Annotated in this window: 23 protein-coding genes; all 23 read right to left on the bottom strand. The window is 49.3% G+C overall.

The window, feature by feature from the left end:
• Positions 1–544 precede the first annotated feature (544 nt).
• Positions 545–1,180, bottom strand: a complete 636-nt coding sequence (gene nth, locus M5E81_RS04640) for an endonuclease III (RefSeq protein WP_249747987.1) — start codon at positions 1,178–1,180, stop codon at positions 545–547.
• Positions 1,180–2,541, bottom strand: a complete 1,362-nt coding sequence (locus tag M5E81_RS04635; RefSeq protein WP_249747986.1) for a PFL family protein — start codon at positions 2,539–2,541, stop codon at positions 1,180–1,182. Before M5E81_RS04635 ends, nth begins: the two co-directional genes overlap by 1 nt.
• 9 nt (positions 2,542–2,550) lie before the next feature.
• Positions 2,551–2,820: an ACT domain-containing protein gene (locus M5E81_RS04630; protein ID WP_249747985.1), complete on the bottom strand. Its 270-nt coding sequence runs from the start codon at positions 2,818–2,820 to the stop codon at positions 2,551–2,553.
• Positions 2,821–2,921: 101 nt separating this feature from the next.
• On the bottom strand, positions 2,922–4,601 hold the full coding sequence (locus tag M5E81_RS04625; protein ID WP_249747984.1) for a sensor histidine kinase: 1,680 nt from the start codon (positions 4,599–4,601) through the stop codon (positions 2,922–2,924).
• Positions 4,598–5,284, bottom strand: a complete 687-nt coding sequence (locus tag M5E81_RS04620; RefSeq protein WP_249747983.1) for a winged helix-turn-helix domain-containing protein — start codon at positions 5,282–5,284, stop codon at positions 4,598–4,600. The genes M5E81_RS04625 and M5E81_RS04620 overlap by 4 nt, the downstream gene beginning before the upstream one ends.
• A gap of 176 nt (positions 5,285–5,460) precedes the next feature.
• Entirely contained in the window at positions 5,461–5,661 is a 201-nt protein-coding gene (locus M5E81_RS04615) for a hypothetical protein (RefSeq protein WP_249747982.1), read from the bottom strand.
• Between the two features lie 146 nt (positions 5,662–5,807).
• A complete protein-coding gene (locus M5E81_RS11415) occupies positions 5,808–5,975 on the bottom strand; it encodes a nucleotidyl transferase AbiEii/AbiGii toxin family protein (protein WP_302291567.1) in 168 nt (55 codons plus the stop codon).
• A 58-nt stretch (positions 5,976–6,033) separates the two neighbouring features.
• Entirely contained in the window at positions 6,034–6,669 is a 636-nt protein-coding gene (locus M5E81_RS04610; RefSeq protein WP_249747981.1) for a helix-turn-helix domain-containing protein, read from the bottom strand.
• Between the two features lie 182 nt (positions 6,670–6,851).
• Positions 6,852–7,115 (bottom strand): DUF4911 domain-containing protein, encoded by a 264-nt coding sequence (locus M5E81_RS04605; RefSeq protein WP_009146306.1) that lies wholly within the window; start codon positions 7,113–7,115, stop codon positions 6,852–6,854.
• On the bottom strand, positions 7,112–8,359 hold the full coding sequence (locus M5E81_RS04600; protein WP_009146305.1) for a peptidase U32 family protein: 1,248 nt from the start codon (positions 8,357–8,359) through the stop codon (positions 7,112–7,114). Before M5E81_RS04600 ends, M5E81_RS04605 begins: the two co-directional genes overlap by 4 nt.
• A gap of 67 nt (positions 8,360–8,426) precedes the next feature.
• Positions 8,427–9,470 carry an endolytic transglycosylase MltG gene (gene mltG / locus M5E81_RS04595; protein WP_009146304.1) on the bottom strand — a complete coding sequence of 348 codons (1,044 nt, stop codon included), beginning with the start codon at positions 9,468–9,470 and terminating at the stop codon, positions 8,427–8,429.
• Positions 9,471–9,535: 65 nt separating this feature from the next.
• Entirely contained in the window at positions 9,536–9,883 is a 348-nt protein-coding gene (locus M5E81_RS04590) for a DUF1292 domain-containing protein (protein ID WP_009146303.1), read from the bottom strand.
• 83 nt (positions 9,884–9,966) lie between these two features.
• A complete protein-coding gene (ruvX, locus tag M5E81_RS04585; protein WP_009146302.1) occupies positions 9,967–10,389 on the bottom strand; it encodes a Holliday junction resolvase RuvX in 423 nt (140 codons plus the stop codon).
• Between the two features lie 17 nt (positions 10,390–10,406).
• Positions 10,407–10,667, bottom strand: a complete 261-nt coding sequence (locus M5E81_RS04580; RefSeq protein WP_009146301.1) for an IreB family regulatory phosphoprotein — start codon at positions 10,665–10,667, stop codon at positions 10,407–10,409.
• A gap of 194 nt (positions 10,668–10,861) precedes the next feature.
• The gene (locus M5E81_RS04575; protein WP_009146300.1) at positions 10,862–11,263 is read right to left on the bottom strand and encodes a YkvA family protein; all 402 of its coding nucleotides are present in this window, start codon (positions 11,261–11,263) and stop codon (positions 10,862–10,864) included.
• Positions 11,264–11,298: 35 nt separating this feature from the next.
• Positions 11,299–11,790: a YajQ family cyclic di-GMP-binding protein gene (locus M5E81_RS04570; RefSeq protein ID WP_009146299.1), complete on the bottom strand. Its 492-nt coding sequence runs from the start codon at positions 11,788–11,790 to the stop codon at positions 11,299–11,301.
• Positions 11,791–11,889: 99 nt separating this feature from the next.
• The gene (locus tag M5E81_RS04565) at positions 11,890–12,276 is read right to left on the bottom strand and encodes a DUF3783 domain-containing protein (RefSeq protein ID WP_249747980.1); all 387 of its coding nucleotides are present in this window, start codon (positions 12,274–12,276) and stop codon (positions 11,890–11,892) included.
• A gap of 14 nt (positions 12,277–12,290) precedes the next feature.
• The gene (locus M5E81_RS04560) at positions 12,291–16,016 is read right to left on the bottom strand and encodes a PolC-type DNA polymerase III (RefSeq protein WP_249747979.1); all 3,726 of its coding nucleotides are present in this window, start codon (positions 16,014–16,016) and stop codon (positions 12,291–12,293) included.
• A 410-nt stretch (positions 16,017–16,426) separates the two neighbouring features.
• Complete coding sequence (locus tag M5E81_RS04555; protein WP_249747978.1) at positions 16,427–17,158, bottom strand: MgtC/SapB family protein; 732 nt, start codon at positions 17,156–17,158, stop codon at positions 16,427–16,429.
• Positions 17,159–17,227: 69 nt separating this feature from the next.
• Positions 17,228–18,937 (bottom strand): proline--tRNA ligase, encoded by a 1,710-nt coding sequence (locus M5E81_RS04550; protein ID WP_009146295.1) that lies wholly within the window; start codon positions 18,935–18,937, stop codon positions 17,228–17,230.
• On the bottom strand, positions 18,937–20,010 hold the full coding sequence (gene ispG, locus M5E81_RS04545) for a flavodoxin-dependent (E)-4-hydroxy-3-methylbut-2-enyl-diphosphate synthase (RefSeq protein WP_087942322.1): 1,074 nt from the start codon (positions 20,008–20,010) through the stop codon (positions 18,937–18,939). The genes M5E81_RS04550 and ispG overlap by 1 nt, the downstream gene beginning before the upstream one ends.
• A gap of 16 nt (positions 20,011–20,026) precedes the next feature.
• Positions 20,027–21,043, bottom strand: a complete 1,017-nt coding sequence (rseP, locus tag M5E81_RS04540; RefSeq protein WP_249747977.1) for an RIP metalloprotease RseP — start codon at positions 21,041–21,043, stop codon at positions 20,027–20,029.
• A gap of 43 nt (positions 21,044–21,086) precedes the next feature.
• Positions 21,087–22,238, bottom strand: a complete 1,152-nt coding sequence (locus tag M5E81_RS04535; protein WP_249747976.1) for a 1-deoxy-D-xylulose-5-phosphate reductoisomerase — start codon at positions 22,236–22,238, stop codon at positions 21,087–21,089.
• Positions 22,239–22,240 lie beyond the last annotated feature (2 nt).

The raw sequence follows: 22,240 nt of genomic DNA, 5'->3' as shown, positions 1-22,240 counted from the left end.
CAACATCCCCATATAACTCAGATAAGGTGGTACTAAAATTCAAGGCCTTGAAAATTTAGCAGTTTATCTCCTTTACCTGCTTTAATTGTACTCTTTTCGTCTCCGTACGTCAAACTTTCGTATTCTTTATAAAGACACTAAATAGTAAAATATTCATAAACAATTTTTCATTCGTCACTTTTACGCATTAATCATAGTTGTTAGAATTTTCTCTTTTATATATTTTATACTTTAATAATTATTACAAAGAAAAGAATGTAAAATATTTTTGTCACAGTAGACAATTTCTTGACAAAAATGTGAACTGCACTCATAGCAAGGCAAAGCCATTGCTAACTGTGTGCGTCATAAAAAGACAGCATAAAATCCACCAAAAAAGTCCATCTTCTGCGGACACAAGGAAAGTAAATCAACGCATGCCGAAAGGCCTGCAACCCTTACGGGCCGCAGGCCTTTTTTGCTTCGTTTTGTATTTATCACCTATGTCAGCACTTCTACCGCAAGCACCGCCTGTAAACGCTTACGCGTTTAGCACTAGGCAGACTTACTCAAAGTTTTTCTCTTTGAACGGGCATTCCTCTACGACCACACAGCCGCGACACAGCGGCTTGCGTGCCTTACAGATTTTGCGCCCATGCCAGATAAACCAGTGATGCGCGTCACTCCACTTTTCACGCGGAATAATTTTTTCCAGCTCCTTTTCGGTAGCCAGCGGGTCCTTGCCCTTTGCCAATCCCAAACGGTGCGACACACGGAAAACATGCGTATCTACTGCCAGCGCCGGAATGTTATAGATAATGCTGGCGATAACGTTCGCCGTTTTCTGCCCCACGCCGGGTAATTCCATCAGCGTTTTGATATCATTCGGAATCACGCTGTTAAAGCGCTGCGTCAGCATATGACACATGCCAAGCAGGTTTTTGGCCTTGGCATGATACAGACCGCAGTCGCGGATTTCCGCTTCCATTTCCTCCTGCGTCAGCGCGCCCATTTTTTCCGGCGTATTTAGACGCGGAAACATACGCGCCGTAATCACATTTACGCGTTCATCCGTACATTGGGCCGAAAGAATTACAGCTACCAAAAGCTCAAACGGTGAATTATAATTCAGCGCCGTCTTGCTGCCCTTGTAGGTTTCCTCCAGCTTGGCCAGAATAGCTTCTCTTTGAGCCTTGCGCATCAGTTCGTCAGGCTCCTTACCGGTGCAGGAATACGTCCGCCGCGGTTGATGAACTTTTCAGCGCTGAACTTCTTCACGCCAAGAACAGGCGCATAACCCAGCAGACCGCCAAATTCAACGCGGTCGCCTACGTCCTTGCCCGGAACAGGAATCAGACGTACTGCAGTAGTTTTATTGTTAATCATACCGATAGCAGCCTCATCGGCAATAATTGCGGAAATAGTAGCTGCCGTGGTATCACCGGGAATAGCAATCATATCAAGGCCAACGGAGCATACGCAGGTCATAGCTTCCAGTTTTTCCAAGGACAGAGCACCGCGTTCTACCGCAGCAATCATACCGGCGTCCTCACTTACGGGGATAAACGCACCACTCAGGCCACCAACATAGCTGGAAGCCATAAGGCCGCCCTTTTTAACTGCGTCGTTCAGCATAGCCAGGGTAGCGGTAGTGCCGGGGCCGCCGCAGCTTTCCAGACCGATTTCCTCCAAAATATGCGCAACACTGTCGCCGATTGCCGGAGTCGGAGCCAGAGACAAGTCGATAATGCCGAACTGGGTATTCAAGCGGCGTGCAGCCTCCTGTGCTACCAGTTGGCCGACGCGGGTAATCTTGAAGGCAGTCTTTTTAATCGTTTCGGCTACCATACCGATATCGCCGTCACGCACCTGCTCCAGTGCGTATTTAACAACGCCCGGTCCGCTTACGCCAACGTTGATAACGCTTTCCGGTTCGGTTACGCCGTGGAAGGCACCTGCCATGAACGGGTTATCAGGCACAGCATTGCAGAATACAACAAGCTTAGCACAGCCGATTGCATCGCGGTCAGCAGTACGCTCGGCAGCAGCCTTTACAACCTCGCCCATTTGTTTTACAGCATCCATATTGATACCGCATTTGGTAGAGCCAACGCTTACGGAAGAGCAAACAATGTTGGTAACTGCCAATGCTTCCGGAATAGACGCAATCAGATTGCGGTCGCCCTTGGTATAGCCCTTGTCCACGAGAGCGGAAAAGCCGCCGATGAAGTTAACGCCAACCTGCTTGCCTGCGTTGTCCAAAGCCTGTGCCAGCGGTACATAATCGTTGCTGTCGCAGCTTTCCCCAACCATGGAAATCGGCGTTACGGAAATACGCTTGTTGATAATGGGCACGCCCAACTCAACCTCGATATCCTCACCGGTTTTTACCAGATGCTCTGCCTTACGGCAAATCTTATCATAAATTTTCTGCGCTGTTACCTTGATATCCGGATGACCGCAATCACGCAGGCTGATGCCCATGGTGATAGTACGCACATCCAGCTTATTTTGGGTAATCATGCGCGTAGTTTCTAAAATATCGTCAGTATTAAATAACATGACAGCCTCCTATATACGATGCATTGCGCTGAAAATTTCTTCGCTCTGCAGACGGATTTCTACGCCGATTTCTTCGCCCAAAGCAGCCATTTTGTCGCCTGCTTCGGCAATAGGCACGTTAGCCTCTGCCATATCAGCAATCAGCACCATATTGAAAAAGCCTTGCATAATGTTTTGGTTGATGTTGATGATGTTAATATTCATTTCTGCTAAAGCATTGCTCACCCTAGCGGTAATACCTACCTTATCCTTGCCTACGATAGTTAAAACAACTCGCATATCTGCGTCCTCCTTCAAAATAAATTAAGAGCAGCACTCATAGTACTGCTCCTATTGTATCACATCTTAGGCGCTCTGTGTTGTATACATAAATAAAGCGCTTATTTTTCCGCCTCATACTTCGGTTTGGGAAACTTCATGATGAACTCCGTCCCCTGCCCTACAGTGCTCACCACACGTATGCTGCCGCCATGGAAGCCGACGCCGTGCTTGACGATGGAAAGACCTAAGCCAGTACCCTCAATCGCCTTATGACGGCTGCGGTCGACACGGTAAAAGCGTTCGAAAATATGCGGCAGCTCGCTGCCGGGAATGCCCATACCGGTATCAGCTACGCTCACCGTATACTTATTTTCTCCTTCGCTCAGGCGCAGCGTAACCTCACCACCGGGATGATTATACTTCAGACCGTTATCCAACAGGTTGAAGAAAATTTCCTCCATCAGAGAAGAAATACCAAGCAGCTTGCTGTCGCCGCCGGTGCTGTCAACAAGCTGCAGGCTGACCTGCAATCTGCATGCCTTGTCCTTCAGTCGTGCCAGCGCACTCTGCGCCACATCCTGCAGCGTAAATTCCTCCATCATATCATGCGTCAGCTCATCGAGCTTCGACAGCTGCATGATGTCATCAATCAGACGCAGCAGATTGTGCGCCTCATCGTTGATTTTCTGCAGAAAGCGCTTGGTATCCTCCGGCTTCACCAGGCCGCTGAGCATAATTTCCGAATAGCCCAGCACCGACTGCAGCGGTGTCTTCAGCTCATGCGAAACGTTAGCCGAAAACTCACGGCGGATTTTTTCCGAAGCAGTACGCGCCGTCACATCCATAATCAGCAGCACAAAGCCCTTATCGGTAATTCTGCTGCCGTTTAGCTGATAATAGCTGCTGCCGCGGTTGATTACCAGGCGCCCCTTGCCCTCCTGCTCAATTTTTGCCAAAAGCTGACGGATTTCGTCACTGTCATCAAGCATAAAAAAGCTCGTTCCCAAAAGCTCCTGCTTTTCCTTGCCAAAGAATTTTACGGCACTTTTATTAATCGATTCGATTTCCCAAACCGGATTAAGGAACAGCAAGCCTTCATCCATATTGTTAGTTACGGCCTTCAGCTCCTGCTTTTTATTTTTGTAACGGCGCATTTCCTTCTGCAGCTTTTCCTGCTGCAGCTCAAAATACTCCACAATCGGCTTCAGCTCAGGGTAAACTACAGCTTCAGAATCAGGCTGCTCCAGATTAAGGTTTTCCAATGGTCGCAGTATTCTGGCGGTAATTGTTTTGGCTGCCCAAAAGGCACCGCACAAAACTGCCAGTGCCAGCAGCACAAAATAACCAAGAATTATTTTATACTGTTGAAAAACGGCGTCATTCGTGCGCGACAGGCGCAGTACATTGCCGTCCTGCAAGCGCACGGCATAGTACAGAATGTTTTTGCCCAAGGTTTCGGACGCACGCTGGCTGCGGCCCTCACCGCCTTTCAGTGCCTCCTGCACCTCCTCGCGCTGCAGATGGTTCTCCATTGATTCAGCGTCAGCATAATTGTCGTACAAGGCGTGACCGTCCGGTGTAATCAGCGTTACGCGGTCGGTAAGCTGCAAGCGCTGCAGCTCGCTCACCGGCACATTGCCCTCTCCGTCAGCCACAATCAGCAGATTAGCCTCACGCTTAAGGCTGGCGAAGCTGTCCTGCGTAATATATTGGCAGGAAACCCAGAAGAAGAGCAGCAAAACAAGGCCTACCGCTGCCCCTGTCAGCAGCAGTATACTGCGAAAAAGCCTCTGCTTCATTTTACGGCCGCCATTCTGTAGCCAACGCCACGGATAGTTTCAATCAGCTCGCCTGCCTCACCAAGCTTCTGGCGCAGAGTACGGATATGCACATCAACGGTGCGAGTTTCACCGCTGAATTCATAGCCCCAGATATCGTTAAGCAGCTTGTCGCGCGAAAAGACAATACCCGGATGCTGCAAAAACTTACGCAGCAGCTCGTATTCCTTCAGCGTCAGCACAACCTCACTGCCGCCTACGCTCACCTTATGCTCCATCTGTTTGACCTCCAGGCGACCGATGCGGATAGTTTCCTCGTCGTCCTCATCGCGGCGTGGTGCTGTGCAGCGGCGCAGCACAGCCTTGATGCGCGCCACCATCTCCAGCATACCGAAGGGCTTGGCAATATAATCGTCGGCACCGCTGTCCAGACCCTTGACCTTATCAAACTCCGAGCCCTTGGCTGTAGCCATAATCACGGGGATATTCGAATAACGTTTATCAGCACGCAAACGTCTGAGAATGCTTACGCCATCCTCATCCGGCAGCATAATATCTAAAACAATCAGCTCAGGCACCTGCTTTTCCAGCAAAGCGAAAAGCTCTCGGCCGCTGCCGCAGCCCTGTGCCTCCATGCCAACGGACTGCAGGGTATAAACCTCCAGCTCGCAAATATTTTGTTCATCCTCCACGCAGAAAATCATGCAAAACACCACCTATCAATACTCTTATGCATTATTATATACGCAAAGCCGAATTTTTTCCTGTTAAATTTAGGTAAAAAATTTAACAGGCGTAAAAAAGCCCGACAGCATCACTTGGTAATACTGTCGGGCGGTGTTGAGTTTTTGGGGGAAGCTAAGAATCAAAAAACTTGCTTTCAGCCAATTTTTTTTAATGCTTCTATAGCCATATCATACGAAATATTTTCTTCTAATAACTGTATTGTCAGATTTTCATAATCCTTCCTGTAAACATTTTCCTTAATTATTTCTTTAAGCAATCCACTTACATCAACATCTGGCAAAGCAGAAAAACAAATAGAGGATTGTGCTCGAACTTCGCGCACTTCCTTAATCAAATCTTTGAACTTATCATCTTGCGATACTAACGGTAATAATTTATAAATGTCATAAAGATGACGAGAATGCTTAGCAACCTTTCCAGATAAATAATAATCACAAAAGCTGAATCAAGTATTGCTTTTTTGACTTTCTTTTTCTGTCCTTAAGATAAAGAAACATCAATTGTAAGATCTATATCCTCGGAAAATCTACGAATTACCTTATGACATTTACTGAGTGAAGTCCCGCCTTTGAAAACAATAAAAGGAATTTTTTCGGCTAGCAGTTTAAGCAATACAGTAACATAATAATCTTTTTCTATAATCTGCATCATCTGCCTGGTCTGTTTATATGTTAATCTGAGCGCCTGAAGAAATTGTTCACGATCCTCATGCAAATATACCATTAAAGATAACCCCCGTTTCCACAAGATTCTTATACAGCTTATCGGGATAATAAGAAAAATAAGGTTTCATTTCGTTGACAGTCAGCCCGGACTTATCCATGTACCAGTAAAGCTTTTCCTTTAAAGAATCGCCAGTAACCTCAGAATACATATCAATGTCCCTGAGAAGATCCAAAAACTGCAGGATCTTATAGTTCCCATCATTTACAGTCACCTTAGGGCGACGAACAACAACCTTTGAGCCTCCGAGAGTAGTCTCGCGGCGGTCTTTTGTAGCCTTGTTGGAAACCACCTCATAAACCATCGGCAGCTGCGTCGACAGGCCAAGCTGATTAAAAAACATAAGGCCGCTAATATAACCACAGCGCTTATTGTCACTCAAAAGATATTTATATTCAAGAACATCATCAGTAGAAAGCTCAGAACCTGACTTAAAAATAGTCTTAGTCGTAAGAAAATAAATGCCACTATCAAACCGTTTGATTTTCCCGGAATCAACCAGATTTTTCATCTGTTTTCTGATATTAGCATAATTGATACCGCTAGTCTTAACATCACTTAAGAAGATAGGCTTATTGGGTTCAAAGTTTTTCAACAAGTAATCATATAAAGCTTCCATTTTTCTCTCTTCTTTCACAATATAGCAGTATTGTTCTGCCTTTTTGTTACCATTATATCAAAAAAGCAAGGAACAGTAAACATACAAAAAAGGCTGAGAGCAACGCTCCCAGCCTTGTACTATTTACTATATGCGATTGTAGAAAAAACGAAAGCTGCTTACAGCAATCCTTTCCCTGCAGTTTAAATCTGCCAAAGTCTGTGATACACTCCGTTTTCCATATTATCGATTACATCTACCTTAAACGGCATATTTTCAATAATATCCAGTGTATCAAAATACGTATCCGGCGTAGCATAAAACTTAATCAGTCCGCTAGTGCCGTCTACGGTGCTCACCATGGCCAGATGCTCATAGCCTTCCATAATCCAGTTAACATCTGCAATACGCTCAGGCTCAACCTGCGCGTAGATCATACTGTGGGGTCCGGGGTCATTGTCACTCATTCTTTTACAACCTTTCTGCGTAATAAGCTGAATTGCAGCAGCGGCTTGTCGCTGGCTGCGGAAAATTTCTGCTGGGCATGCGGTGCGCAGTCAATCGACGTACCTGCTTCATCCAGCATTTCTGTCAAAACAAAGGGCATAGTGCTGCCGTCGGGCATCAAAAGCTCCAGCGGCTCGCCTGCCTTTACATTATTGCGCTGCTCAAAATAAGCGCGCTTTTTCTCAGCATCATAGCCTGTAACGATACCAACAAAATCGTGTGTCTGCTCATACTTCGAGCTGGTGTAAACCTGCGCATTTCTGTCAGGCTTGGCCACAGCAAAGCCTGTGGTGTACTGGCGGTGGGAAACCTTGTTCAGCTCGGTAATCCACGCTTCCGGCACGCTGTAATGCTCCATATCTGCCCAACATTGGTCGATAGCCTTGCGGTAAACGCTGACTACCGTTGCTACATAATGCACGCTCTTCATGCGGCCTTCAATCTTCAGGCTGCACACACCGGCACGCATCAGCTCCGGCAGATATTCAATCAGGCACAGGTCCTTGGAGTTCATCACATAGGTACCGCGTTCGTCCTCCTCGAGGTCGAAGTATTCGCCTGGGCGCTTTTGCTCGCCCAGTTTATACATATTATATTCCCAACGGCAAGCCTGAGTGCAGGCACCGCGGTTGCCGTCGCGCCCTGTCAGATAGGCGCTCAGCAGGCAGCGTCCGCTGTAGGAAATGCACATCGCGCCATGCACGAAGGTTTCCAGCTCTACCGAGGTTTTTTCGCTGATTTCGCTGATTTCTGCCAAGGACAGCTCACGTGCCAGCACAACGCGTTCAGCGCCAAGCTGCTCCCACGCCTGTACAGCGGCGTAGTTGGTGGTATTAGCCTGCGTGCTCACATGCAGCGGCATATCAGGCACAACCTGACGGGCAGTGCTCCATACACCAAAATCGCTGATCAGCAGTGCGTCAACCTTGGCCTGCTGCAGACCGCGCAGATAATCCGGTAGTCTGTCGATATCCTCGTTGTGCGCAAAAATATTTACCGTTACATAAACCTTTTTGCCGAGGCTGTGCGCATACTCTGCCATCTCCGCAATTTCCTCTAAAGAGAAATTGTTGGCAAAGGCACGCAGACCAAACAGCTTGCCGCCCAGATAAATAGCATCAGCACCATACAGCAGGGCCATTTTTCCTTTTTCCATATTACCGGCAGGAGCCAGTAATTCGGGTTTAACTAAATTTCTGCTCATTAATTCTCCTTAAAACACTTCTCTGCTCCGCCACACTGACAGCGCAGAAATATGTAATAACCTGTTATTAACCTATTTCCTCAATCGCCTTCAGATGCTCGGCGTAGGTTTTGGTAAAACGATGGTGCCCGTCCTTTTCCGCAACAAAGTACAGATAATCTGTCTGCTCCGGCTGCAGCACAGCCTTAATCGCGGTCAGTCCCGGACTGCCAATCGGTCCCGGAGGCAAGCCGGGATTTTGGTAGGTGTTATACGGACTCTGAATTTTGGTATCCGCAAAGGTAACTACTTCCTTCTGCGTTCCCAAAAGATACTGGATGGTCGTATCCGACTGAATAGGCATGCCGATAGCCACACGCTTGAGAAAAACGCCGGCGATTTTCGGCTGCTCTTCGGCAAATACTGCCTCCAGCTCCACCATCGAAGCCATATTTACTACATCACGCAAGGGCAGGTTACGTTCTGCCACAGTTTTGGCAATACCGCTGCTCTGCATTTCCTTATCAAACTGCGCAACCATCATTTTGAGCATCTCCTGCTCGCTGATTCCCACCGGGAAATCATAGGTTGCCGGGTAGATAAAGCCCTCTGCCTTAAACAGCACATTGCTGTCATCGGTCTGCATGTAAGGATAGGGTGCATAATCCTTCGCCGCTGCCATAAACTTATCAGCACTGCCAAGCCCTTCGGCCTCCAGCTTCTTCGCAGTTTTCGCCACGCTGTAGCCTTCCGGTACGGTAAAGCGCACCTGTTTGATGCGTCCCTTAACCATAACATCAACAATCTGCTGATTGCTCATGCCGCCGTCAATCTGGTAGGCACCTGCCTGCAGCTTAGTAGCCAATCCCTTCCAGCGCGCCTCCATTTTAAAGGCAGCGGGATTTTTTACCAGCTTTTTTTCATGCAGCAGCTCGGCGATATCCGCCGTAGTCATGCCGTCCTTGACAACAATAAGTCGTGAGCCTTCTACGGCAAAGCCCTTATTATTGCCCTGTCCGTTAAGATAAATTGTAAATGCTACCACGCCGGCAATCAGCAGCACCGCCAAAGCACCTGCTGCAGCCTGCACCGGATTGTCGCGCACCAGCGTTTTAAGCTTTTCTATATCCATCAGAAAACATCGTCACATCGCATAAAAATACCGGACCGAAGTCCGGTAAAATTGCTGACTGTGAATTACTCCTCGTCCTCAAACATTTCGTCATACTTAGCAGCAACTGCTTCATATTCTTCGTCAGTCGGAGCGGTGTAAACAGCTTCGCCGTTTTCGTCAAAGTCCATGCGTGCGATAACGCAGGTATCTTCTTCTTCATCATGCTCGTGGCAATCGCAGTCGTCATCCTCGCAGCAGCAGTCTTCCATCGGAACCAGTACTGCGAATTGTTTATCATCAACAGTGATAACCATGTCCTGATAGAACTCGTGCTCGTTGCCTTGCTCGTCAGTCAGAACAACGCAGATAACTTCTTCTTCACCTTCAGCTTGCATAGCTGCTAATTCTTCATCTCTAATGTCTTTTTCCATAAAGGCACCTCTTTCGTCATAGCTCAATAAATAAAAAGCTCAATTTTAATCTAAACATATTGTATAATAGGGACGCTAATCTGTCAAATTTTAAAGCTCTTGCTGTCCAGATAATTTTGCAGAATAACAACTGCCGCCATCATATCAATAACCTTCTTACGCTTTTTGCGGCGTAAATCCGCATCAACCAGCACCTTTTCGGCAGCCACTGTGCTCAGACGTTCATCCCAAAGCACAACCTGCACCTTCGGGAACATGGTGCGTAACTTTTCAGCCATTGCTTCACAGGCCTGCGCGCGTTCACCGATAGTGCCGTTCATGTTTTTGGGATAGCCTACAACCAATGTATCTACCTCATGCTCGGCAATCAGCTCGGCAATGCGGGCATAGTCGCGTTCTTCGGTAGTACGATGAATAGTTTCCACGCCGTTGGCAATCATGCCCAGCAAATCGCTCACAGCGATACCGATAGTTCTTGTTCCTACATCAAGGGACATTTTACGCATTAAGTCAATTTCTCCTTTTATTTGTTAATCTGCTGCAGATAATTCTTTACCAGCTCTTCAATCAGCTCATAGCGCTCGTGACGGCGCAGCTTGGTGCGTGCATCCTCAAAGCTGGTGATATAAGTGGGGTCACCGCTCAGCAGATAGCCTGCCAGCTGGTCCACAGGATTATAGCCCTTCTTTTCCAGGGCAGCATATACTTCTTTTATAGTTTCGGCAACGTTCAGCTTTTCCGGCTCACGTTTGAACATCATAGTTTCTTGAGATACTTCAGACATACGAAACACTCCCTTCGTTTTTCGTAAATATATTGTAGCACATTTTGAGTAAAAAAGCTGTGTTTTTCTGGTTAATTTAACAGATAGAGAGCAACAGCAATTTAATATTAAGCAAAAAGCATAGTTTGAAAACAAAAGGCACATTACTCTTTACTCATAAATGTGAGTAAGGCAATGTGCCTTCTTGCTTGTAATTACAGCTTCGCAACGACATCCTTATCAAAAACCTTCGCCAACAGTTCCTTGGCTCTGGCATCAACCTCTTCATCAATATACCCCTGCACCTTCAGCAGCGCAAAGGTAATTGCCACCAGATCATCACTGTATCCCAGCACCGGCGTCATATCCGGCACAAAATCCAGGGGAGCGATTAAATACCCCAAAGCTCCCATAATCAACGCCTTTTCCTTCGCAGGAACCTCCGGCTTCTGCAGTACGCACCACAGCTGCACGACCTTGTACAGCAGCTCGATGCCGATGTGAGCACCGTAGCGGCTGATTTTATGCAGCAGGCCTTCCTCGCTGTAGCTTCCGGAATACTTCTGCAGCTCGCCGTCATTGATTTTCTTTTTGTCAAAGTCTTTGTGTTCTGTCATTTTGCTCCACTCTTTTCCAAACCGTGGACAAATGCTTAGCGCATGTTGATGAATTGCAGATCAACGCCGAAATCTCCGGCCTTAAGCAGTTGGATAACAGCCTGCAGGTCATCCTTTTTCGCACCGGCAACACGTACCTGGTCATCCTGAATCTGAGCAGTTACCTTCAGCTTGGAAGCTTTGATAGCTGCCACGATTTTTTTGCCGTTCTCTTTGGAAATACCCTGTTGGATTTCCAGAGATTGGCGAACGGTGCCTTTGGCAGCGGGCTCAATCTTGCCCGGAACCAGGCAACGCAGAGGAATACCGCGTTTAGCCATTTTTTGGCGCAGCATATCTAAAATTGCGCCCAGCTTGTACTCGTCCTCAGCTGCAATTTTTACTTCCTTCTCACCGAGCTCGATGGAAGCATTGCTGCCGCGAAAATCATAACGTTGGTCAATCTCTTTCTTAACCTGGTTGACAGCGTTATCCATTTCCTGCATATCAACTTGGGAAACAACGTCAAAGGAACTATCTTTTGCCATTATTATTATCCTCCTAAATGTAGCTAAAGTTTATCATGCCTAATTATATCAGAGAAAGCGCTTTAACGCCAGTAAAACTACCGGCAGCGGCAATTTTGCTTATTTGCCTGCATTTTTACCGTGCATATAAGCATGCTCCTGGCTAAGCTCCTGCAAAAGCTGCAGGCCGCTCCAGGTGCAGTTGGTGGGTGTCAGCATCGCCTTCAGCGCCACCTGACGCAGCTTGCCCTTTTTAATGGCAGCCAGCAGCCTGTCCAGATCCTGACGGCTGAAGCCGCACATGAGCAGCATTTCCTCCTGCCCCTCGTCACCGCTGTAAGCCTCACTGACAGACGCCACCTCGGGCAAGCCTGTCAGATAGCCTACAGGCTGCAGCAGCTCCTCACGCGTCACGGCGCGCAGCTGTGTGCGCAGCATCATGCAAATCAGCTTCAGCGCCTGCAGACGCTCAGGCGTAAAATTATAGGCCAAAATTATTTTTTGCATATGTATCTCCTATCTCAGGCAAACAAATCAATCTGGTTATTTTCCGGCAAATCGCCCAAAACGCCCATGTCTGCCAGCTTTTCGATGACACTCTTGTTGACACCGGAACGCTGGCGCAAATCCTCCTGAGAGATAAACGGCCGGTTGATGTCCCTCGCCGCAGCAATGCTCTTGGCAGCGTTTTCACCTACACCGCCCAAGGCAGCCAAAGGCGGACGCAGGCCGTTTTCCGTAACCAGGAATTTAATCGGGTCCGACTTATATAAATCCATCTTATCAAAGCTCAGACCGCGCTCCAGCATCTCATTTACCAGCTCCAGATAGGTGACAGTCGTTTTATCCAGAGGCGAAGCCTTGAAGCCCTGCTGGTAAACATTCTTGATAAAATTCTTTACATAGCTCTTGCCCTTGGAAACATGGGTGTAGTCAAAATCCTTGGCACGTACCGTAAAGTACGCCGCATAAAACTCTTTCGGATAATGCACCTTGCAATAGGCAATACGGTAGGCCATAAGAACGTACGCAACGGCGTGCGCCTTCGGGAACAGATACTGTACCTTTTCGCAGGACTTGATATACCATTCGGGAATATTTACTGCGCGCATAGCCTCGAGCATCTTCGGCTCCAGACCTTTTTTCGCCGCCTTGCCCTTACGCACGTGCTCCATCGTCTTAAACGCCAGACTGGGTTCCACGCCCTTGGAAATCAAGTGCGTCATAACGTCGTCACGTGTAGAAATAGTTTCGGCAACAGGCTTGCCTTCCTTAATCAAATCCTGCGCATTGTTCAGCCATACGTCCGTACCATGCGAATAACCGGATACACGCACAACCTCACTGAATTTTTTCGGCTGTACGTCGCTGATCATCTGACGCACAAACTTCGTACCGCATTCTGGGATACCGAAGGTGCCTACGGCACTGTCAATCTGCTCCGGCGTAACGCCGAGGGAGGTTGTATCCTGGAAGATACGCATCGTTTCTTCATCGCCCACAGGAATCTTCTTGGGATCAAAGTTAGGATCTACGTCCTCCTGCAGATATTTTTCCAGCATCTTCAGAACCATCGGATCATCGTGGCCCAGAATATCCAGCTTAACCAGACGATCATTGATGCTGTGATAATCGTAGTGAGTAGTAATCGTAGTGCCATCCTTATCATCGGCAGGACGGTTCATCGGCGTAATATAATGGATATCCATATTACGCGGCACAACCATGATGCCGCCGGGATGCTGGCCTGTAGTGCGCTTGATGCCGGCAAAGCCTTCAACCAGCGCAGCCACATGCGCCGGATGCACATGCAGATTCTTGCTCTCGTAATATTTTCTGATAAAGCCTATCGCCGTTTTATTGGCGATAGTAGCAATCGTACCGGCGCGGCAAACGTTATCGCGGCCGAAAAGCTCCTCGGTGTACTTGTGCGCTACGCTCTGGTCGGACATAGCGGACGGATCATCGGGATCGATACCGCCGGAGAAGTTCAAATCAATATCAGGAACCTTATCACCGTGGAAGCCCAGGAAAACCGCGAACGGGATATCGTGACCGTCGCGCAGCATCCTCGTACCGCATTCGGGACAATCCTTCGGCGGCAGGTCAAAGCCGCTGTCTACCTCATTGTTCATAAAGAATTCGCTGTGACGGCAATTCGGACAGCGGTAATGCGGCTTCAGCGCATTAACCTCGGTAATATCCAACATCGTAGCAACAAAGGACGAGCCTACGCTGCCACGCGAGCCTACCAAGTAACCGCGGTCGATAGAATGCTTAACCAGCTTATGCGCAATGTAATACAATACAGAGAAGCCGTGGCCGATAATAGCGTCCAGTTCCATCTTCAAGCGGTCCTCAACAATCTGCGGCAGCTTTTCGCCGTACCATTCATGCGCTTTGGCATAGGACAAATCACGCACGGCATCCTCCGCACCGGGAATAGAAGGCGAATACAGCTGATCGCGGTCGGGAACAGGCTTAATGCGTTCAATCATATCCGCAATCTTATTGGTATTGGTAACAACAACCTCGTAGGCTGCTTCCTCTCCCAGATAAGAGAACTCCTCAAGCATCTCCTCTGTAGTATGCAGATACAGCGGCGGCTGCAAATCCGCATCCTTATAACCCTGACCGGCCTGCAGAATCGCACGCAGCTGCGCATCCTCAGGATTGAGGAAATGCACGTCGCAGGTTGCTACAGTCAGCTTGCCCAAGCGTTTGCCCAGCTCATAGATTTTGCGGTTATGCTCCCGCAAATCCTCCTCCGTGCAGTAATTTTCGCGCACCAAAAACTGGTTATTGCCCGTAGGCTGAATTTCCAGATAATCATAAAAGCCGGCTATTTCCTCCAGCTCCTCATCGCTCGCACCTAAGCGCACCGCGCGATACAGCTCGCCCGCCTCGCAGGCCGAGCCGAGAACCAGACCTTCACGATGCTCCTCGATAACAGCGCGCGGCAGCAGCGGACGCTTATTCAGATAACGCAGATGGCTGATAGTAACGAGCTGGTACAGGTTACGCAGACCGATTTCATTCTTCGCCAGAATAATAATATGGTGACTGCTGATTTTACTCTTACCCTTAGTCGCAGCATCGGGATTTTCCGTATCAACGGCATCGTCCTTCGTCTGGCGGTCGCTGATAAGATAACCCTCCATGCCGAAAATCAGCTTCAGGTCACTGCCCTCCGCCGCATCAAAGCAGAACGGAAAGGCCTGCACTACGCCATGGTCGGTAATCGCCAAAGCCTTGTGGCCCCAACGGATTGCCTGCTTGACGAGGCCCTCCATCGGCGTCAGGCCATCAAGCTTACTCATCTTCGTATGGCAATGCAGCTCAACCCTCTTGACCTCGGCATTATCCATGCGCTCCTCCTTAGCATCGAGCTTCATAATGCCGCGAGGCACCATGCACATCTCGTCAAAGGCAAAGCGGTCTGGCGCAACATCACCCTGCAGACGCAGGCGCATACCGGGCTTCAGCAGATTTTTGAACTCGTTGCATTCCTTGCGAGGATCGCCGCCGTCACGCTTGTCAAAACGCAGCTTAACGAAAATACCGCCGGTATCATCACTAACGTTAAAGGTAAGCACAATAGAACCCACGCGCGTTTCCTTATCAATAAAGGTCTGCAGCGCACCGTCCTTATCCAGACTTTTGACAAAGGTGCCTTCGATAACAACGTTGCGCTCTTCCTCTGTCACGGTATCCAGCTTACGTGGCGTACCCTTAATTTTTTTGCCCCACAGCTGGCCGTCAGCCTTCTTTTCACCGTATAAGGCTGCCATGGCCTGCAGATACTCGGGGTCCTCCTCCGGATTGTTGTAGGACACTTCACAAGGAGGCTCCGGCGGCAGAGTTTCGCCGATTTCAATATCAGGCGGCTCCGGCGGTAAAGGAATTTCCTCCGGCAACGGCTCGCCGGTGCAGTCGGTAATCTCTACCTCTGCCTGCGGCTCACGCTGCATCACCTGGCATTTGGAGCCATCGCCGTCGCAAATCATATCTACGCTTTGCAAAGAAAAAGCGGCTGCAAGCTGCTGCGCCGCCTTCTGCAGCAAACCGCCGGTAAGATGGGCGGCACAGCTAAAGTGCACCTCCCACTGACAGGCAGACTCGTCTACACAAATCTGATTGATATGCATCAGCTTCAGCTGCATCAGTTCCACCGAGGAAAAGGTCATCGAAGCTAAAAAACTATAAAATTTTTCTTCATCAGGAATCAGGCAATATTTTTTATTCACATTAAATCCTTTCCTAATAATGACGGGAGAAGTTGTTGGATTATGATGTACGTTGAGGCAACGCAACAACGCAGATGGTGTGCTATCTTCTATTTTTCTGAGATAAGCTAGAGTGCGTCAGATGCTAGGCGCGGATGCCGACGGCGTACTTTTAGTACGTCGAGGCGACGCAACAACGCAGATGGTGTGCTATCTTCTATTTTTCTGAGATAAGCTAGAGTGCGTCAGATGCTAGGCGCGGATGCCGACGGCGTACTTTTAGTACGTCGAGGCGACGCAACAACGCAGATGGTGTGCTATCTTCTATTTTTCTGAGATAAGCTAGAGTGCGTCAGATGCTAGGCGCGGATGCCGACGGCGTACTTTTAGTACGTCGAGGCGACGCAACACCGCAGATGGCGTGCTATAGGTTATCTCATATTTTCGACACCAACAACACCCTCAATCCCCTGCAACCCTCTAACCAAATCTCCGCCATCGGGCGCAGTCTTGCCGAGCTTCAGAAAGACCTCCAACACCAGACGATTCTTTTCCTTATCACGCTTTACGTTCAGTGATTTTACCTGCACGCCGTTGAGCGACAGATAACCGGTAACATCGGTGATAGCACCGGAACGGTTTGTAGTAATGATGCGGATAAACTTGCGGTCACTGCGGCTGTTGGCAGCAAAGCGCTTTTCCCAGGTATGGAATGTAACCAGAGTTATCATGGTGATAATGGTTGCCACGCTGCTGAGGAAGTACATACCGCTGCCGGCAGCAAGGCCGATTGCGGAAACCATCCACAGACTGGCAGCAGTTGTCAGACCGCGAATAGTTAAACCCTCGTGCAGAATGGTGCCTGCACCGAGAAAGCCTATGCCGCTGACAACCTGGGCTGCAATACGCGCCGAGTCACGGCGTTGGCCGATATCCTCCTCCAGCTTGGCAGTCTGAGGATAGACATCATCAAAGCCGTAAAGCGAAACGAGCATAAACAGCGCCGAGCCCACGCACACAAGAATATGTGTACGGAAACCGGCAGGACGGTCACCACTGCCTCTTTCTATACCGACAATACCGCCGAGAATTGCAGCAACAACCAGCCTGATAACCATAACAACCTCTTTGTTATGCAAAAAAGAAGTATTAATTAAATCCATGCCAGTATCACCTCACAGCTTCTGTTCCCTCTGCCTGCGCCGGGCGCAGACACGGGAACTGAGTTATTTTTACAGCTTTTGCAGCATCTCCTTGATAGCAGTGATATAATCACCGTCCAGCGGCAGCATGCTTACTTCGCCGGTCTTACGAACTTTTACTTCCAGCTCGCCGGTCTGCAGAGTCTTAGGACCTACAACTACGCGCAGCGGATAGCCGATCAAATCTGCGTCCTTGAATTTTACGCCCGGACGCTCCTTGCGGTCGTCGATAACAACCTCAACGCCTGCTTTGTGCAGCTCGTTGTAAATTTTCTCAGCCTTAGCAAAGGATGCTTCGTCCTTTACGTTTACAGGTACAACAAGTACTTCATACGGAGCAATAGCAACAGGCCAGATCATGCCGTCGGCATCATGGCTCTGTTCAACGCAGGCAGCCATAGTACGGCCAACGCCGATACCGTAGCAGCCCATTACCATCGGCTGCTCTTTGCCGTTTTCATCCAGATAGGTACATTTCATAGCTGCGCTGTATTTGGTGTGCAGCTTGAATACCTGGCCTGCTTCGATACCGCGAGCCTTAGCAATCGGAGCGCCGCAGTGCGGGCAGGGATCGCCTTCAGCCATCAGACGGATATCGGCAACGTAGGTCGGAGTGAAGTCACGGCCCGGATTAGCGTTGATGTAGTGGAAGCCTTCATGGTTAGCACCACAGCAAACATTGTGCATATTCATAACGGTTGCATCGCAAACGATAATAACCTTTTCGGGATCAAGGCCTACAGGGCCCATATAACCACCGACAGTGCCAGCCTTAGCCAACAGCTCTGCCTCAGCCATTTCCAGCTCAACTGCGCCTACGGTGTTTTGTACTTTGGTTTCGTTAACCTCGTGGTCACCGCGAACGAAGCACAGTACCAGGCCTTTTTCGCATTGGTATGCAACAGCTTTTACGGATTTTTCAATCGGAGCGTTGAGGAAAGCGCAAACGTCGGCAATAGTCTTGCAGTTCGGAGTTTCAACCTCGCTCAGCTCCTGCATTTCTTCTGCCGGAGCCTTTATCGGATACAGCTCTGCCTTTTCGATATCGGCAGCGTAATCGCATTTGGTGCAGTAGGTAATTTCTGCTTCACCGCTGTCTGCCAGCACCATGAACTCATGGCTACCGGTACCGCCGATAGCACCGCTGTCTGCTTCTACCGGACGGAAGTTAAGACCGCAGCGGGTAAAGATTTTGTCATAAGCATCATACATAGCCTTATAGGAAACGTCCAGACCTGCTTCATCACGGTCGAAGGAATAGCCATCCTTCATAATGAAGTCACGGCTGCGCATCAGGCCGAAGCGCGGACGGCGTTCGTCACGGAATTTGTCCTGAATCTGGTACAGGTTCAGCGGCAGCTGGCGGTAGGAACGCACATCGTTCTTAACCAGAGTAGTAACCATTTCCTCGTGGGTAGGACCAAGGCAGTATTCGTGGCCGTGACGGTCCTTCAAGCGTACCATTTCTGCACCGTAAGCGTCCCAACGGCCGCTTTCCTTCCAGATTTCTGCCGGCTGCATAATCGGCATCATGATTTCCTGGCAGCCTGCATGGTCCATCTCTTCACGGATAATATTTTCGATTTTTTTAATAACACGCCAAGCCAGTGGCAGATAGGTGTACATGCCATTGGTGGATTTACGCATAAAACCGGCACGCAGCAGCAGCTGATGGCTCGGGATTTCAGCCTCGGACGGAACCTCACGCAGAGTGGGTGCATACATTTTAGAAACTTTCATTAACGGGATACCTTCCTCTCAAGTAAAATTTTATCTATTTCAGCAAAAAGCTCGCTTACAAGCTGATCTTCGGGAACCTTGCGCAGGATTTCGCCCTTGCGGAATACCAGTCCCTCGCCGATGCCGCCGGCAATACCGACGTCAGCCTCACGTGCTTCACCGGGTCCGTTGACCACACAGCCCATAACGGCAACCGTAATGGGTTCTTCAACATCCGCCAGACGGCGTTCAACCTCCAGCGCCAGCTTTTCCAGACTGATGCGGGTGCGTCCGCAGGTCGGACAGCTGATTAAGGTCGGTCCGTGCTCACGCAGGCCAAGGGATTTCAGAATGTCATACGCTACACGCACCTCGTTCACCGGGTCACCGGTCAGCGAAACGCGAATAGTATCGCCGATGCCTTCGGCAAGCAGCGTACCGATGCCTACTGCGGATTTGATAATACCGCTGTTGACAGTGCCTGCCTCCGTAATGCCGACATGCAGCGGATAATCACACTGCGCTGCCATCAGACGATAAGCCTCCAGTGTCAGCGGCACATCATGCGCTTTGAGTGAAATCTTAATGTTACGGTAATCCATCGCTTCGAGAATGCGCACGTGGCGCCAAGCCGCCTCCACAAGAGCCTCCGCGGTGGGATGGCCGTATTTTTCCAGCAAATCCTTCGGCAGAGAGCCGGCGTTGACACCGATGCGGATAGGAATATTGCGTTCCTTCGCTGCTTCCACCACAGCGCGCACCTTTTCTTCACCGCCGATATTGCCGGGGTTTAAGCGCAGGCCGTCAACACCTGCTTCAATCGCTGCCAGAGCCAGCTTATAATCAAAATGAATATCGGCAATGACAGGAACCGGACTTTCCTTACAAATAGTTTTCAGGCCCTCCGCCGCTGCCATATCAGGCACGGCACAGCGGATAATATCGCAGCCTGCATCTGCCAGACGCTGAATCTGCTCCAAGGTTGCAGCAGCATCGTCTGTATGTGTGTTAGTCATAGACTGAACGGCAATCGGAGCATCGCCGCCCACAGCCACGCTGCCTACGTGCAGCTGGCGGGTTTTTCTACGTTCTATCACTTTCGTTCACCTCTTAACGTGTTATATCTTTAAAGGTGGAAAATACTGTCAGCGCTAAAATCAGCGCAATACCAACCATCTGGATGTTAGTCATAGCCTTGCTGCCGAGCGGTTTACCGCGCAGGCCTTCCAAAAGCAGCAGTACAAAATGTCCGCCGTCCAGAGCCGGCAGCGGCAGCAGGTTGATAACGCCCAGATTGATGCTCAAAAAGGCAACAAAGGTAATCAACGGCAGCATGCCCTTTTCCGCCACCTGACCGGCCATCTGCGCCACACCGATAGGACCGGCCACCTCAGCCGGAGCCTTACCGGAAACAATCTTGTACAGGCCGTTCAGCATAGAAACGATAATATTTTTTGTATAGACGCAGCCTTCTTTAATCGAGCCGAAAAAGCCAAGGCTGACCTTGTTGAACTTAGGGCTGATGCCGATTAAGGGACGGCCTGCCTCTCTGTCATACACGGGAGTCATGGTGTAGCTTTTTACAGCGCCCTTACTTTCTGCAGTCAGCGTTACCGGATTAGTTCCGCTCGCACGCAAATTGGTAACAACATCCGTCCAGGTAGCGACAGGCTTATTGTTAATCGTCAGAATGCGGTCGCCGTTACGCAGGCCTGCTCTTTCCGCAGCCATGCCGTCTACAACAGTACCCAGGATTGGCTCATTCACCAGCTCCTGTCTGCCCTCCAGCATAAAAATACCGCTGAAAAGAATAATAGGCAACAGGAAATTCATCAGCGCACCTGCCAGAATAACCAGCATTCTGGACGGTATCGGCTTAGATTTAAAGGTTCCCGGTTCAGGCGGATCGTCAGGATCCATGCCTGCGATTTTATTATAGCCACCCAACGGAATAGCCCGCAGGCTGTACAGAGTATCGCCGTCCTTTTGCTGATACAGCTTAGGACCAAAGCCGATGGCAAATTCATCAACACGCATACCTGTGAGCTTCGCCGTAATAAAATGACCGAATTCGTGTACCGTAACCAGCACACCAAAAACAAAAACAGCGGCTAATATTGTTAGCATTTTACCTCCTTACGATAGCCGGCAAGCTTTGCCGGCCTTCAGTCTATAATTTAGCAATAACCCCTTTGGCAGCAGCACGCGCCCAGGCATCCGTTGCTTCAATATCCTCCAGCTGCGGACGCAGAACATTGTTATGCTGCGCTGTAACCGTAGCAGTGATATAAGGGATATCCAGATATTTAATTTTGCCTGCCAAAAAGGCATATACAGCCTCCTCGTTGGCAGCATTAAAGGCACATGGCAGAGTGCCGCCGGCCTTACCGCAGTCAATAGCAATCTTCAAGGAAGGAAATGCTTCTAAATCAGGTGCTTCAAAAGTAAGGTTACCCGCAGCAACAAGATCAAGCTGTTCAAAGCTGTAATTATAGCGCTCCGGCCAGCTCAAAGCGAACTGAATCGGCAAACGCATATCAGGCACACCCAGTTGAGCAATCACACTGCCGTCGCAAAATTCTACCAAGCTGTGTACAATGCTCTGCGGATGCACAACGACCGCAATTTTATCATAAGGCATATCAAACAGCCAATGTGCCTCCATAACCTCCAGGCCCTTGTTGGCCAGTGTAGAGGAATCAAGCGTTACCTTCTGCCCCATGCTCCAATTTGGGTGATTGAGGCATTGCGCCAAAGTTACATTTTTCAGCTCACTGCGTTTTTTGCCGCGGAAGGGACCGCCGCTCGCCGTAATAATCAGACGCTTGACTTCCTTTTGCGTACCGCCGCGCAGAGATTGGAAAATAGCGCTGTGCTCACTATCCACAGGAGTCAGGCTTACACCATGCTTACGCACAGCCTCCATTACAATGCTGCCGGCAGCAACAAGTGTTTCCTTATTCGCCAACGCAATGTTCTTGCCGCAGGCAATAGCAGCCAACGTCGGGCGCAGGCCGGCATAGCCTACCATAGAACCAAGCACCGTATCCGCTCCCTCGTAGGTAGCGGCAGTCAGAAGGCCTTCCTCCCCGGCTAAGATTTCCGTCTTGCCGTGATAGCGGTCAACCAAGCGCTTAGCAGCGTCCTTATCCGTCAAAACGGCAATATCAGGCTCAAACTGCTTAATCTGCTGCTCTAAAAGCTCATCGCTTTTATGCGCAGCCAACGCGCGTACCTTCAGCTTTTCAGGATTGGCAGCAGCCACCTCCAAGGTCTGACGACCGATAGAGCCTGTACTGCCCAAAATAGAAATATTCTTCATTT

The sequence above is a fragment of the Phascolarctobacterium succinatutens genome (assembly GCF_023497905.1).
Taxonomy (GTDB): domain Bacteria; phylum Bacillota; class Negativicutes; order Acidaminococcales; family Acidaminococcaceae; genus Phascolarctobacterium_A; species Phascolarctobacterium_A succinatutens.
The sequence above is the reverse complement of the archived record's forward strand: the minus strand, read 5'-3'. Positions and strand labels throughout refer to the sequence as shown.